10 protein-coding genes and 2 tRNA genes are annotated in these 14,512 nt (G+C 47.6%); 3 read left to right on the top strand and 9 right to left on the bottom strand.

Annotated elements, in window-relative coordinates; all coding sequences use genetic code 11:
* Positions 1-20 precede the first annotated feature (20 nt).
* Positions 21-1,757, top strand: a complete 1,737-nt coding sequence (locus tag FCU94_RS05955) for a methyl-accepting chemotaxis protein (RefSeq protein WP_176287631.1) — start codon at positions 21-23, stop codon at positions 1,755-1,757.
* Positions 1,758-1,836: 79 nt separating this feature from the next.
* On the opposite strand, the gene pheT is transcribed toward FCU94_RS05955, so the two are convergent.
* Positions 1,837-4,242 (bottom strand): phenylalanine--tRNA ligase subunit beta, encoded by a 2,406-nt coding sequence (gene pheT, locus FCU94_RS05950; protein WP_176287630.1) that lies wholly within the window; start codon positions 4,240-4,242, stop codon positions 1,837-1,839.
* An 18-nt stretch (positions 4,243-4,260) separates the two neighbouring features.
* Positions 4,261-5,244 carry a phenylalanine--tRNA ligase subunit alpha gene (gene pheS / locus FCU94_RS05945; protein ID WP_176287629.1) on the bottom strand — a complete coding sequence of 328 codons (984 nt, stop codon included), beginning with the start codon at positions 5,242-5,244 and terminating at the stop codon, positions 4,261-4,263.
* Positions 5,245-5,504: 260 nt separating this feature from the next.
* On the opposite strand from pheS, the gene FCU94_RS05940 reads away from it, so the two are divergent.
* Positions 5,505-5,987 (top strand): GNAT family N-acetyltransferase, encoded by a 483-nt coding sequence (locus FCU94_RS05940; RefSeq protein ID WP_176287628.1) that lies wholly within the window; start codon positions 5,505-5,507, stop codon positions 5,985-5,987.
* On the opposite strand, the gene FCU94_RS05935 is transcribed toward FCU94_RS05940, so the two are convergent.
* The 5 genes from FCU94_RS05935 to FCU94_RS05915 all read right to left on the bottom strand — a co-directional run bounded on the left by FCU94_RS05935 (position 5,973) and on the right by FCU94_RS05915 (position 12,623).
* Positions 5,973-7,103: a GGDEF domain-containing protein gene (locus FCU94_RS05935; protein WP_176287627.1), complete on the bottom strand. Its 1,131-nt coding sequence runs from the start codon at positions 7,101-7,103 to the stop codon at positions 5,973-5,975. The genes FCU94_RS05940 and FCU94_RS05935 overlap by 15 nt on opposite strands.
* A 189-nt stretch (positions 7,104-7,292) precedes the next feature.
* A complete protein-coding gene (locus tag FCU94_RS05930) occupies positions 7,293-8,474 on the bottom strand; it encodes a hypothetical protein (protein WP_176287626.1) in 1,182 nt (393 codons plus the stop codon).
* An 8-nt stretch (positions 8,475-8,482) separates the two neighbouring features.
* The gene (locus FCU94_RS05925; protein ID WP_176287625.1) at positions 8,483-9,277 is read right to left on the bottom strand and encodes an outer membrane lipoprotein-sorting protein; all 795 of its coding nucleotides are present in this window, start codon (positions 9,275-9,277) and stop codon (positions 8,483-8,485) included.
* A 12-nt stretch (positions 9,278-9,289) separates the two neighbouring features.
* Positions 9,290-11,662 (bottom strand): efflux RND transporter permease subunit, encoded by a 2,373-nt coding sequence (locus FCU94_RS05920; protein WP_176288338.1) that lies wholly within the window; start codon positions 11,660-11,662, stop codon positions 9,290-9,292.
* 172 nt (positions 11,663-11,834) lie between these two features.
* Positions 11,835-12,623: a TetR/AcrR family transcriptional regulator gene (locus FCU94_RS05915; RefSeq protein ID WP_176287624.1), complete on the bottom strand. Its 789-nt coding sequence runs from the start codon at positions 12,621-12,623 to the stop codon at positions 11,835-11,837.
* Between the two features lie 225 nt (positions 12,624-12,848).
* On the opposite strand from FCU94_RS05915, the gene FCU94_RS05910 reads away from it, so the two are divergent.
* Positions 12,849-13,925, top strand: a complete 1,077-nt coding sequence (locus tag FCU94_RS05910; RefSeq protein ID WP_176287623.1) for a PQQ-dependent sugar dehydrogenase — start codon at positions 12,849-12,851, stop codon at positions 13,923-13,925.
* Between the two features lie 359 nt (positions 13,926-14,284).
* On the opposite strand, the gene FCU94_RS05905 is transcribed toward FCU94_RS05910, so the two are convergent.
* A tRNA-Gly gene (locus tag FCU94_RS05905) sits at positions 14,285-14,380 on the bottom strand.
* A 55-nt stretch (positions 14,381-14,435) separates the two neighbouring features.
* Positions 14,436-14,511: transfer RNA gene (locus tag FCU94_RS05900), tRNA-Gly, on the bottom strand.
* Position 14,512: the final 1 nt, after the last annotated feature.

Raw genomic sequence — 14,512 nt, 5'->3', positions numbered from 1 at the left:
ACTTACTAGGAATGAGTGCTATGACAATTAACAACACGATGAAAGCAGTGTTTGGTGTAATTGGTTTAGGGATTATTATTAGTGTCGTCACCATCTTTCAGCTCAGTAGCCTTTTGCAACAACTGGATGAGTTGGCAAACGTTCGCTATCAGTCCTATCAAGCTGCAGACGAGTTACGCCAAAGCTCTGATGATTTAACTCGTTTGGGAAGAACATACGTAGTCACCGGCAACGATGACTACGAAAAGATGTACATGGACATTTTGGCGATTCGTAACGGCGATATTCCCCGTCCAGAAAACTACCACACTATCTACTGGGACTTAGTGCTCAACTACGGTCAAAAACCCAAACCCGATGGTCAGCGTATCTCTCTCAATACCATGATGAAGAACTTAGGGTTTACCGATAAAGAATTTAAACTGCTCGAAGAAGCACAAAATAACTCCGACGCACTCGTCAATATGGAAGTGCGCGCAATGAATGCGGTAAAAGGTCGCTTCCCCGACGCCAGTGGCAACTATACGGTACGTGGCACTCCAGACAACCAGATGGCTGTCGAGTTACTTCACTCCAAACAGTATCACCAAGAAAAAGCCAAAATCATGGCGCCGATTGACGAGTTTTTCACAGCCCTTGAAACACGAACCTCCGCTCAGTTTGACGCCCAAACGCAACGAGTGAAAACCGTAGTACTGATTGGTAACGCCTCACTTATTGCTGTGTTCGTCATTGCGATTTTTGGCTATGTCATGGTCAACCGAAAAGTAGTAAAACCCGTCGATACCATGGCCAAGATGCTGCAAAAAGTCGATGATGATTCTGACCTCACGCTAAGAACCGATGACACTCGCAAAGACGAGCTGGGCATCATTGCCACCACCATCAATAAAGTACTAGCCAGTTACGCCACGACGGTGAACAAAATTGACCAAGTGAACCGAACGATTTCGCATATTTCAGAATCCATGCAAGACATAACGCGACAGAATATCGACCTAGCAGGTCAACAGAGCCAAGAAATGGAACTGGCCGCCACTGCGATGGAGGAAATGACCGCTGCCCTTTCTAACGTTTCAGAAAATACCAATCTTGCCGAAGAGTATGCGGGAAGTGCCGAAAAAGAGGCGACGACCAGCAAAGAGGTGTTTGAGACGACAACGTCTGATTTTGGTCGCCTAGAATCTGAGTTTACCAACACCTCAGAGATCATCGAGCACTTGGCGGAAGAGTCCAATAACGTCGGTAACGTGCTGGATGTGATTAAAGGTATTGCAGAACAAACCAACTTGCTTGCCCTCAATGCCGCAATAGAAGCCGCCCGAGCGGGTGAACAAGGCCGCGGCTTTGCGGTCGTTGCCGATGAAGTGCGTTCACTCGCCCAAAGAACTCAGGATTCAACGGGGGAAATTGAGTCTATTATTTTGTCGTTGCAAGAAAAGGCCAAGCAATCGACCCAGACGATTCACACCAGCGCTGAACAAATGCAGTTGACGAGAAGTAATATGGCCACGGCCAATGATGCCCTGACGACGATCAAGAATTCAGCATCAGAGATTCATAATCTCAATACATCGATTGCTGCTGCAACTGAGCAGCAGCTCACCGTGAGTGATGAGATATCGGGTAATTTGGCCAACATTAAGAATTTGTCGTCTGACATGAGTAGAGCCATCAACCAAGTGGAGCCGATCGTGATTGATTTGCAAAACAACGTGAATGAGCTAAACCAAGTGGTGATGCATATCAAACGATAAGCAAAGCGCTCTGCCCAGTATTTAGACGAAAAAAAACCTGCTAACAATGAGCAGGTTTTTTATATCGGTTAGCGACGACTTAATCGCGTAGTACAGCGCCAAACTTGTCAGATACGTGAGCAACGATTGCGTCAACCGCGCCAGCGATGTCTGCATCTTCAAGCGTACGCTCTACAGATTGTAGTGTCAGCGCGATTGCTAGGCTCTTCTTACCTTCTTCAACGCCTTTACCAACATAAACGTCGAACAGTTTCGCGTCTTTCAGGAACTCACCACCTTGCTCTAGACACGCTGCAACGATGTCGCCAGAAGCGACTGCTTCGTCAACAACGACCGCGATGTCACGACGGTTTGATGGGAACTTAGAAAGCTGTACTGCTTCAGGAATCACTTTAGTGTTGATTGCAGACCATTCCACTTCGAATACGATAGTACGGCCGTTTAGACCAAACTTACGCTCAAGCTCAGGGTGCACAGTACCAATCACACCAACTTGCTTGCCATCAACGATGATAGCTGCAGATTGACCTGGGTGAAGCGCTGGGTTCGCTGCTTTGTCTTCAGCAGAAAGTGCTGCGAAAGAGTAAGCCGCTTCGTTTGCTGTAAGCTCAAGAACCGCTTCTAGGTCGCCTTTCAGATCAAAGAAATCAACTGTGTTGGTTTCGATGTCCCAGTGCTCTTCACTGCGAGTACCTGCGATAACACCTGCAAGCATAGGCTCTTGGCGCATACCGTTTTCAGCAGACTCACATGGGATGAAACGTAGGCCGTATTCAAATAGGCGAACACGTGGCTGTTGACGCTTCTGGTTGTGAACCACAGTGTTTAGTAGACCTTGGATAAGGCCTAGACGCATTGCTGACATATCCGCAGAGATTGGGAATGGCAGGATTAGCGGCTCAACACCTGGAACAACAAGCTTTTGCTGCTCTGGCTCAACGAAGCTGTAAGTGATTGCTTCTTGGTAACCACGGTCAACAAGTAGGTTACGAACGCGTTTTAGCGGAATGTTCGCTTCAACGTGGTCGTGCATCTTAAGTGCTGCCGCTGGGTTTTGGTTAGGGATGTTATCGTAACCGTAGATACGACCTACTTCTTCAATTAGGTCTTGCTCGATTGCGATATCAAAACGCCATGTTGGTGCTGTCGCTGTCCAACCTGAGTCAGTTGTTTCCACTGTTAGGCCAAGACGCTCTAGGATTTCAACAACATCGCTGTCTGCAATGTGGTGACCTAGTAGGCTGTCTAGCTTAGTACGGCGTAGTGATACTGTGTTCGCTTTTGGTAAGTCAGCTTCTGACTCTACAGCAACAACAGGTGCTACTTCACCACCACAGATCTCAACAAGAAGTTCTGTTGCACGCTCCATTGCGCTTGTTTGTAATGCGAAATCGACACCACGCTCAAAACGCATTGAAGAATCCGTGTGTAGGCCGTAGCTACGCGCGCGACCACGGATGTGGTCTGGTGCGAAGAACGCACACTCAAGTAGCACGTCTTTAGTTTCAGTGGTTACACCAGACTCTTCACCACCAAAGATACCTGCGATAGCAAGTGCTTTGTTGTGGTCTGCTACTACTAGAGTATCAGCGTTTAGCTCAGCTTCGTTACCGTCTAGAAGAGTTAGCTTCTCGCCCTGCTCTGCCATACGAACGACGATGCCGCCTTCAATCTTAGCTAGATCAAATGCGTGCATTGGCTGGCCTTGCTCTAGAAGAACAAAGTTAGTGATGTCTACAACTGGGTCGATAGAGCGAATACCGCAACGGCGCAGTTTTTCTTGCATCCAAAGTGGTGTTTCAGCTTGAACGTTTACGTTCTTAACCACACGACCTAGGTAACGTGGACATGCTGCAGGTGCTTTCACTTCGATTGATACTTGATCGTCGATCGCTGGAGCTACTGCATTTACCGCAGGCTCAGTTACGTCAGCACGGTTTAGAACGCCAACTTCACGCGCCATACCACGGATACTGAAACAGTCAGCGCGGTTAGCCGTTAGGTCTACGTCTACTGTTACGTCGTCAAGACCTAGGAATTCGCGGAAATCAGTACCGATTGCTGCGTCTTCTGCTAGTTCCATGATGCCATCAGATTCAACGTCGATACCTAGTTCAGAGAATGAACACAGCATGCCGTGTGATGGTTGACCACGTAGTTTTGCTTTTTTGATTTTGAAATCGCCTGGTAGAACAGCACCAACAGTCGCGACAGCAACTTTGATACCTAGACGGCAGTTAGATGCGCCACAAACGATGTCTAGAAGTTCTTCAGCGCCAACATCTACTTTAGTTACACGTAGTTTGTCAGCGTCTGGGTGTTGACCACACTCAACCACTTTACCTACTTTAACGCCCGTGAAAGAACCCGCAACAGGTAGTACGTCGTCTACTTCTAGACCCGCCATTGTGATTTGGTGTGTAAGTTCGTCAGTCGATACCGCAGGGTTTACCCACTCACGAAGCCAAGATTCGCTAAATTTCATAGTGATGTATCCCCTGGATTACTTGAACTGTTTTAGGAAACGAAGGTCGTTCTCGAAGAACGCACGAAGATCGTTTACGCCGTAACGAAGCATAGTCAGACGCTCAACGCCCATACCAAATGCGAAGCCAGAGTATTTCTCAGGGTCGATGCCAACGCTGCGAAGTACGTTAGGGTGAACCATGCCACAACCTAGAACTTCAAGCCATTTGCCGTTCTTACCTTTCACGTCTACTTCAGCTGAAGGCTCTGTGAACGGGAAGTAAGAAGGACGGAAACGAACTTCAACTTCTTCTTCAAAGAAGTTACATAGGAAGTCGTGCAGGATGCCTTTAAGCTGTGCGAAGTTTACGTTCTCGTCTACTAGCATGCCTTCCACTTGGTGGAACATTGGCGTGTGCGTTTGGTCGTAGTCGTTACGGTAAACACGGCCCGGTGCGATAAAGCGGAATGGTGGTTTACCATTTTCCATCGTACGGATCTGAACGCCAGACGTGTGAGTACGTAGCATTAGATCTGGGTTAAAGAAGAACGTGTCGTGGTCAGTACGCGCTGGGTGATCTTCTGCGATATTTAGTGCATCAAAGTTGTGAAATGCATCTTCAATCTCAGGACCAGACTCAGTGTTAAAGCCTAGCTCACCAAAGAACTGTTCAATACGCTCAACAGTGCGAGTTACAGGGTGTAGACCACCGTTCTCGATACGACGACCCGGTAGAGTCACGTCGATTGTTTCTGCTGCAAGCTTCGCTTCTAGCTCTGCACGTTGTAGTGCATCTTTACGAGCTGCGATCGCTTGTTGAACAGCGCCTTTCGCTTTATTGATCTCTTGACCAGCTTCACGGCGCTCTTCTGGTGGTAGTTTACCTAGGCTTTGAAGTTGAGCCGTTAGCTCACCTTTTTTGCCTAGATACTGAACACGCACTTCATCAAGTGCGACTAACGAATCTGCAGCTTCAATTGCTGCATTCGCGTTAGCAATGATCTCTTCTAGATGTTGCATCGTTTCCTCATCTACCTACACCTAGATGAAAGTCATAGGCATAAGTGGTAGTGTCCATTATAGGTAGAGCGTTTATCGACTCGTACCCGACGGGGATTTTTGGTCTATAGATAGCCCTACATAGTAACGAATGACAAGGTCAAATCCAAACTGAAATCACCATATTTACCGCCTTTGGATAAAATTTCGCCTCAACACTTGATAAATCGATTTTTTATACCCAAATGTTCCATAGTCACTAGGTCAAATAAGGAATAGAAATGACGCTCAGCATCGAACCGATTCAGCCACAACAAGACCCGGCGATATGCGCCATTATAAAAGCCGTTGGCGCTGAATTTGGCGCAGTTGGGGATGGTTTCGGCCCTTCTGACCCTGAGGTCTTGGCCATGAGTCAACACTATCGTCCTGAAGACAAGAGTCTGTATCTTGTGGCATTACTCGATGGGAAAATTGTTGGCGGGTGTGGTATCGCGCCATTTGCACAATCTCAGCAAACGTGTGAGCTGAAAAAGCTCTTCTTATTGCCCGAGAGTCGCGGCTTAGGCGTAGGGCAACAGTTGACGCAACAATGCCTCACTTTTGCGCGGCAGCAAGGGTATCAACAGTGCTACTTGGATACACTGACGTCGATGACATCAGCGATCCAGTTGTATCAAAAACTCGGATTTACGCACCTAGAGCAACCGCTAGAAGGAACCGAACACAGCCGTTGCGACGTATGGATGTTAAAGACTCTCTGATGTTAGGTGCTGTTGAGTGACTGCAACCTGATTACGGCCGAGTGATTTCGCTTTATAGACCGCGTTGTCTGCCGCTTTGATCAAATCGTTGTAGTCCACCATCTCGCGACTGCGCTCCGCAACCCCAACACTAATGCTGCCGCGCCACACACTGTCACCCACCGGAACCAACATCTGATTCACTTTGTGGCGTGTCACTTCGGCGATGTGGGCGCCGCCTTCGAGATCGGTATTAGGGCAAATAACAAAAAACTCGTCGCCGCCCAAACGACAGACCAGGTCATCGCTGCGGAACGAGTCTCCTAAAGCTTGAGAGAGTTCAACCAGCAGCCTATCCCCCGCATCATGACCAGCCGTATCATTGACCTGCTTAAAGTAGTCAGCATCAATCATAATGCAAACCAACGGCTCATCATTTTGCACTGACTCCTGCCAATACGCTTTGAGTTTACGAATCGCGCAGCGACGATTGGGCAGCTTGGTCAACGAATCGGTCAAAGAGAGTTCTTCTAGCTGCTTGTTAACACGCGATAACTGTTTGGTCCGTTCAAGCACTTTGTCTTCTAAACACTGGTTGAGCTCAAGTAACGCTTTATTGCGTTCAGAGACTTGTTCGAACAGGCCATTCAAGGCTTTAAGCAATGGTTCTGTTGATTTGTCTTGCTTGGTTTGTTCGTTTTCCCACGCCAATTTTGGGTCCACCCCCTGCTCTATCTGCTTGACCTGACGTGACATGTTCTGATCAATACCCAAAATATGGTAGGCCAGCCAGTGAATAAGAAAGTTGAGCAAGTGCTCGGATGACTTCTTATTCTCCTCGCTGATAAAGGCTTGCATACTGACAATATCGGCCATAAAAGCGCGGTGTACTTTGATATGCTCGTCAATATGAAGCTGATAGACACCCGCCTGACGCATTAAGTTTTCTTCTTCTTTGAAGTGGAACTCTGCGTAGCGAGAGAGTTCAAATAGAGCCATGCGTATATCTTGTAGCGAGATATTGTTCTGCGCGATCAAAGCGCCATAACGGTTTATGACTTCCACTAGATATTGGTGCTGCTCATCGACCTCTTCCAAGCCTGTCTCGTAACAGCTATCCCATTCAAATGACTTCATCTATCCTAGCCCTTGTTCGCTGCCCGTCTTGTTCAAATAGCAGCGGTTTATAATCACCATTCTATTGATAAGGATTTTACATGCTTTATTAGCTAATGCTAAGTGATGAAACACAGAAAAGGGGAGCTAGATCAGCTCCCATAGGTTTGGAATCAATATCACATTCAATAAGCGTGATCTGGCTAACGCTTAAAAATAATACTCCAGCGATAGTTCAACAAAGTCATCCTTGCGAGCAAAATAGAGCAAGTCACTCGGAGAATCGTTTTCAAACAGCCAAGCATTTAGATTCCAAGACAGTCTGTTGGTCAAACGACTCGACGCTTCAAGCTTTGCATTATATACATCGTGATTATCCAAATCTTGAGTGATACCGAACAAAAGTTCACTGCTGTCGGCATCATTCATCGCTACTCTCAAACCCAGGAAAAGATCATTCTGGCCAAGGGTTTGAGCGTTATTGCCACGGCTGTCATACAAGTATTCCCCTATCCAGCCGACATCGTATACGGTTCCCCAAAAACCAACTTGGGTATACTCGAAACCGGATACCAGGCCTGTATGGTGGTCCTGACTATCGCGATAGATACTTTCGAATTTCCAAAGCCAATCGCCGACAATGCCTTGCACGTCCAACCCGAGCTGTTTAGCTTGAGCATAATATGGCCGAAGCTCTGAGCCGACGACACGATAATAAGGATCGCGATTCGTCCCTTGAAAATAACTCAACCCAAGATCCCAATCATCAAGCATGATTGAATAACGCAGCGCAAAGTCTAAGTGTCGGTCTTGCCGAGATGACTCATACTCTGCTGAGTCAGACACCGGCAGTGTCGGCCGTATTCGGCCATCAACACCGGCGAATGTTCGCTCGCGAAATATGGGTAATAGCAATGTGTCTAACGTGCCATAATCCGTCAGCGAAGTTAGGTGAAGCATAGGTTGACCTAACTTATCTTCCCCATCGACAGATTCAATCGCATCGGTTTGATTGACCACATCCACTAGGTGCTGAGATTCCGTCACCCCCCAAAATACTTTGCCAACCCCTGCCCTGAGCTCTACCTGATCCCAGTACTTAAGATAGAGCGCTTCACGCAGGTCAAAGTGTGTTCTTTGCTCATCCATACTGTCGAGTCGATAGAAAGGGACCAAGGTGAAATCGGAACTGTCAGTCAAAGACCAATAGAGTTCGGGCTCAATGACGACAGACGTTTGACCTTTCTCTTGTCCTTGCAAACCTTGAGAAAAGAACTGTCGATGTTCCAACACACCTTGACCGCTTATCTCGACAGCATAGCTTGGTAACGCAAAGCTCGCTAACACACCGCTGGCCATCACTTGGCCCAACAAACTAAATAGTTTTGACATAACGCTCCCTACTTCACTCGCTTTAAGACATTTTTCTCAAAATCCTGCGCGTCTAAACCCGTTTGGAAAGTCAGGTCACTGGTGGTCAAAAGCGTACTCTTCCCTGTTTGGTGGTTGACCATTTCCATGCTGTGCGAGCGCCAGTACTTGTCGAGGTATTGCTTATAGTCCTTAAATTGTAGGGTTTTCAATAGCGCCCCTTTGCGATCATAGAATTCAATTTTGGCTGGTCGATAAAACTGCTGATCAAGCCAAACCAACAGCTTGGTATAACCTGAGTTTTTATCCGTCGGCGTTTGTTCGACGATAAAAGTCTCGAGGCCCTCGAGCGTTTCGTTGCCAAGGTAGTTAAAGCGGTACTTTTCTAACTCAAATGAACTCAAATCTTCGTAAGCAAACTCACTGCCCATAAAAGGGCCCGATTTATTACGCGATGAAATGCGTTTGACGCGTTTGAGTGCCGGCAAATACAGCCACTGGTCGTCCGGTTCAGTACTGTGAGAATGATTTAGAAATGCCGTTCCTTTCACATCACGCGGTTGGTCAAAAATCGTTAAACCTTTGTCGCCATCACCGGCCACCTCGAGCGACTTTAATCTCATCTTGCGACTGCTACTTTCACCTTGTGCGTTACTCAGTAGCATTTGCATCGTCGCGACTGAATCTCCCCACCCCATATCGCGTGCTTTTCGCTCTTTGGCTATCTCCAACCCTCGTTGAGGGTCAGCTAAGGCCGCGGTTGAAATGAGGAGTAAGCTGACCAAAGTCGTCGCTATGCGGTACGTCTTAAGGTTAAATTTCATGCTGAGATCCTTTTAATTTTGAGTTTGAACATTGACCGCTGAAGACGGCGTTTTCGAGGGCTCTGGGGCGGTATAGCTTGCGGTGTCGAAGCGCATCAACAGTGCGGGCAGGAAGATAAAATCCACCACCAAGGCGATAAAAATCACCAACGCACTCAGTTGTCCTAAATCAGAGTTAAGTCTAAAACTCGACATAGCAAGGACGCCAAAGCCCGCCACTAGCACAACGGTGGTGATCCATAATGCTCGGCCCACGGTGTGGAATGCATAACGCACCGCCTCTTCAGCAGACTGACCTTGCTGGCGCGCGCGTTGGTATTTCGATAAAAAATGGACGGAGTCATCAACGACAATGCCTAGAGTCAAAGTGACAACCACAGACAAACCAAGGTTGATTTCCCCTGAAAACAGCGCCCATAAGCCAAAGCCGATAATCGCTGGGGCAATATTCGGCACAACACTAATCATGCCTAAACGCAACGAGCGCAGTGCGAATACCATCAGCGCAGAGATAAGCACTAGTGTTATCGGCAAGGTTGATAACATACTCGCCATATTGGTTTCACCGATATGGGCAAACATCAAAGATGGACTGGAAGCAATAACTTGATATTGCGGCGCGTGCTGCTCGAACCAACGGTAGATGCGGTTTTCAATTTCAACCAACTCTACGCTGCCCAAGTTTGCAAGCGTTACGACCATTTTGACCGATGACTTATCGACATTGATTTGATTATTGAGGTCAAGACCATATGGCAATGACATTTCATACAGCAGCAAATATTGCGCCGCGAGCTCTCTCTCCAATGGCAGTGAATAGTAGCCAGGATCGTCACCATGCATATTCATATTAAGGCGCTTGTACACGTCGGCGATCGTAGCCACATGGTCGGTTTCTGGTTGTGCTCGCAACCATGTCGAAAAATCACCGATAGTTTGCATGTAGGTGGGGTCTGCGATCCCTTGTGACTGGCCAGTTTTAATCGCGATACTGATCGTTGTCATGCCACTGATGTTCTGTTCCATGAAGTCTGCCGCTTGGCGAAACTCATTACTTGAGTCAAAGTACTTGACCGATTCATCATTGACTTGATTGAGTGGAATTAAACTCGCTGACACTATGATGGCGACTGCAGACACTGGCAGCAATGCGTTGCGATGACGCACCACCCAATCCCCCAACTTGTCCATGACATCCACACGATCTTGTTGGGCGGGAGCCACTTTCACCTTGATGGGTAGCAGTTTAAGCAAAGCGGGCAACAAGGTGACGGAGAGTAAACAGGCGACCAACACCCCCAGCGCCGCTAAGTTGCCAAAGTCTCTCAACACTGGTGAATCCGACATGTTCATCATTAAGAAACCAATCGCTGTCGTCACTGAGGTAATGACTATCGGCAGCACATTGATAGCGATACTCTGATCAATCGCATAGACCTTGTTGTACCCTTTACGCAAGTTTTGCCGCATAGTCGCGATGATATGGACACAATCCGCAACAGCCAGCGTCATTACTAAAGTGGGAATGTTGACCGTTGCAGTGCTCAAAAACATCCCCGCCCAGCCGGATAGCCCCATCGTCGCGGCAACCGATGCGATAATGATAAAAAGAGTAGCGAGCACACTGAGCAAAGAACGTAACATCACTGTCAGAAAAACCAGAATAACCAGTAACATAGTGGGAACGAGTGTTTCACTGTCTTGTTGAGCAGACGCCATGAACGCGTGATTCATAGCGATGATTCCCGCCTTATGAAAAGTGACCTCGGGATACTGTCGTTGATATTGGCTAAGCAGTTGGTCTGCATACGCGACAATTTCCAGAGCCTCGGCCGTTTCATCGATTTGGGGGGGCTGAACGGTGATATTGACCACAGCCACATCTCCGCGAGCCGACACTAAGGCATCTCGAACCACAGGTTCAGATAGCGCTATTTCTCGTACCTGTTGAATACGTTGCTCGGTCAACGGGTATTCGTCTAGTAGTAAATCCTCAACCAATAAATCATCTTGATCGGCTTGAGTATGCTGATAGTTGGCCAATGAATCGACTCGGCTCGAATACGGAACTTGCCACGCATCTTGAGTCAATTTCTGGATTAGGGTTAAGGTGTCTCGTTCAAATACATTGCCGCTATTCGGGGCAATCACGATAGCGAGATTGTCCGATTTGGCGAACGTAGTTTGAATTTCGTCATAGGCGCGTAGCTGAGGGTTTTCGCCATCAAAAAATATGTTGTAGTCACCACGAAAATAGAGGTTCTTACCCCCTAAGGTCGCGAGCACCAATAAGGTGACTGATATTAATACTACCCACCAGCTGTAGCGTGTAGCCAGTGTCAGCCATGGCGCGATTTGCACAGGGTTAGATTGATTAGCCTTCATCACACTCTCCGTTTGTGACGTTTCGTCAAGTAATGTCATTAAAAAACCAGCACACGCTGGTTGACTGCGGTGTCACTTCTGCGCTGGTCTGCAAAAGTTGGTGTCAGTGTCAATTTGACGATTCGTCACAAAGTGCGATTTAAAAAGCCCAGAAAGGGCTTTAATAAGATCGCTAGCGGCCAACAGAAGCTAAATACTCGACTTCTTGAGCAAAAATCTCCTGCTCAACCCGCCGCCACGTTTTACGGTAATCCCACTCTGTTGACAACGGGCGCCAACCTAAACCATCTAGTAGCATGTTGGCGTTATTGAGCACCGAGTATGGGTCCTGCAAGCGTTGGATACAATTGCTGTTTGACGCATTTTGCGTCAGTGCATTGGAGCCAAAAGCGATTGACCAGTTGGCAAACACTATCGCGTCAGAGCCAATACCTGGTGAGAACTTCACGTCCCCTTGCTCAATGCCGCTTTGGATCAGCAGGTCCGCTTCGTCGATCACCTGTTCTTCCAATAAATTGAGCGCTTTAACACGTTCAGCAGAAGCTTTCTCAAGTACCCAAGGTGTTTTAGCCATAATCGCACACGTCGAAAGAATGGGCTCCATGCGAGCATAAATACGGTAGCCAACATGCAGAGCAATCATTTTCTCTCGTGAGCTGCCTTCAAACTCTGCCGAGCGGGCAAATAACACGGCTTCGCTCTTAAGAGAATGGATACACAACGCAATGATCACATCTTCTTTGCTACAAAAATGATTATAAATCGTACCCTTAGAGTAAGCGCTGGAGGCCGTTAACTTATCCATGGTCAAGTTACTCCATCCCTGCTCCTGCACAAGCGACTTCGCTAGTAGAGTCAGTTCCACTTCTCTATCGGCGATCGCTTGTTGCTTCTTCGTCAGCCCAAGCGAACACTGAGAGCGCTCTTTTTTGTCATTTTTGCTATCACCAAAACCAAACATGATCACTTAATCCATCTTTGCTCTATACCCCTATAGCTCACGATTGTATCACGATTCACAACTCGGTGATAAACACCCATTTATGACGCTTCGTCATTTTTGACACATCGTCATAATAGACCATTTATTGATCATCTCAAGCTTTTTTTGCATAAAATAATGATGACAGAAATACTTGGCCGGTTTATTTGGCCCCGGAACCCCCAGATCCACAAGGACATCGCTATGAACAAACTGTTATTCGGACTATTGTTATGCCTAGCCTATCCGAGCGTCGCATCCACTCAATGGCGAGCTGAACCTATTGTCTCCGGGCTAACAATTCCATGGGGATTGAGCGCGATTGACTCCAACCGTGTGTTGGTGAGTGAGAAAAACGGTACTATCGGGCTTTTGGACCTCGCGACCAACACATATCAAACGATAACGACTGTGCCAAATGCCCTAGAATATGGTCAAGGCGGGCTACTCGATATTGCCATTTCTCCTTTCAATCCAAACCATATCTACGTCACCTACACCAAGAAAGTTGGACAAGAGATTGAGACAACGCTGGCAAGGGCCGAACTGGATGGCAAGGTGATTGGTGGCTGGCGTGAGCTATTAGTGACGAAATCCGGTTCCGATGGCGGACGGCATTTTGGCAGTCGTATCACCTTTGACAATGAGTCTGTCTACTTCTCTGTCGGCGATCGAGGAGAGCGCGACAACGGGCAAGATAGACAAACTCATGCTGGCTCCATTTTACGCTTAACGCCCGATGGTCAAGTACCAAACGATAATCCGTATATTGATGATGATAAGGTGCTCAGCGAGATTTGGAGTTACGGCCATCGTAATCCGCAGGGGCTATTCTTTGACAGCCAGTCCAAACAACTCTGGTCAATTGAACACGGTCCCCGCGGCGGAGACGAAATTAACTTAATTGCCAAAGGCAAGAACTACGGTTGGCCCATCACCTCGCATGGCAAAGAGTATTGGGGCCCACTCGATGTTGGAGAGGCCGAAGAAAAACCTGGCATTGAGAGCCCCATTAAGGTCTACGTGCCTTCAATTGCCCCCGGTTCCCTAGTGATGTATCGAGGTGAGCGCTTTCCAGAGCTTGATGGAAAACTCCTAGCAGGCGCATTGAAGCTGACCCACATCAACATCATTAGTTTAGCGCGAGGTGTCGCGATTGATGAGCAAAGAATATTGCAAGATCTTGGGGAGAGAGTGCGAGATATTGAAGTCCTACCCAATGGCGAGATTATTTTCAGTAGTGACAGCGGACGAATTTTCCGCTTAGTTCAAACAGACTGAACATTCACCTTGCATCAAGCCGAAAAGCCCTAGCATTTCTGCTAGGGCTTTACAATTTGGAGCGACACACGAGGTTCGCTTTCTTTTGAACATCAGTGTGACCTCAACCTTGGCAAGATTGCGCTCTACCAACTGATTTCAAACAGACTGAACATTCACCTTGCATCAAGCCGAAAAGCCCTAGCATTTCTGCTAGGGCTTTACAATTTGGAGCGACACACGAGGTTCGCTTTCTTTTGAACATCAGTGTGACCTCAACCTTGGCAAGATTGCGCTCTACCAACTGATACCACGAGTCGCTGACATAACCACCACCAGAAACCAAAAAGCCCTAGCATTTCTGCTAGGGCTTTACAATTTGGAGCGACACACGAGGTTCGCTTTCTTTTGAACATCAGTGTGACCTCAACCTTGGCAAGATTGCGCTCTACCAACTGATGCCGCGAGCCGCTGCCATAGCCACCACCAGAAACCAAAAAGCCCTAGCATTTCTGCTAGGGCTTTACAATTTGGAGCGACACACGAGGTTCGAACTCGTGACCTCAACCTTGGCAAGGTTGCGCTCTACCAACTGAGCTAGTGTCGCA

Origin of the sequence: Vibrio sp. JPW-9-11-11 (assembly GCF_013369335.1) — a bacterium.
Taxonomy (GTDB): domain Bacteria; phylum Pseudomonadota; class Gammaproteobacteria; order Enterobacterales; family Vibrionaceae; genus Vibrio.
The sequence above is the reverse complement of the archived record's forward strand: the minus strand, read 5'-3'. Positions and strand labels throughout refer to the sequence as shown.

Coding starts and splice junctions, on each gene's coding strand:
- FCU94_RS05925 (WP_176287625.1), bottom strand. CDS start 9,277: ATGAAATTTAACCTTAAGACGTACCGCATAGCGACGACTTTGGTCAGC.
- FCU94_RS05915 (WP_176287624.1), bottom strand. CDS start 12,623: ATGTTTGGTTTTGGTGATAGCAAAAATGACAAAAAAGAGCGCTCTCAG.
- FCU94_RS05920 (WP_176288338.1), bottom strand. CDS start 11,662: ATGAAGGCTAATCAATCTAACCCTGTGCAAATCGCGCCATGGCTGACA.
- FCU94_RS05910 (WP_176287623.1), top strand. CDS start 12,849: ATGAACAAACTGTTATTCGGACTATTGTTATGCCTAGCCTATCCGAGC.
- FCU94_RS05955 (WP_176287631.1), top strand. CDS start 21: ATGACAATTAACAACACGATGAAAGCAGTGTTTGGTGTAATTGGTTTA.
- FCU94_RS05935 (WP_176287627.1), bottom strand. CDS start 7,103: ATGAAGTCATTTGAATGGGATAGCTGTTACGAGACAGGCTTGGAAGAG.
- FCU94_RS05930 (WP_176287626.1), bottom strand. CDS start 8,474: ATGTCAAAACTATTTAGTTTGTTGGGCCAAGTGATGGCCAGCGGTGTG.
- FCU94_RS05940 (WP_176287628.1), top strand. CDS start 5,505: ATGACGCTCAGCATCGAACCGATTCAGCCACAACAAGACCCGGCGATA.
- pheT (WP_176287630.1), bottom strand. CDS start 4,242: ATGAAATTTAGCGAATCTTGGCTTCGTGAGTGGGTAAACCCTGCGGTA.
- pheS (WP_176287629.1), bottom strand. CDS start 5,244: ATGCAACATCTAGAAGAGATCATTGCTAACGCGAATGCAGCAATTGAA.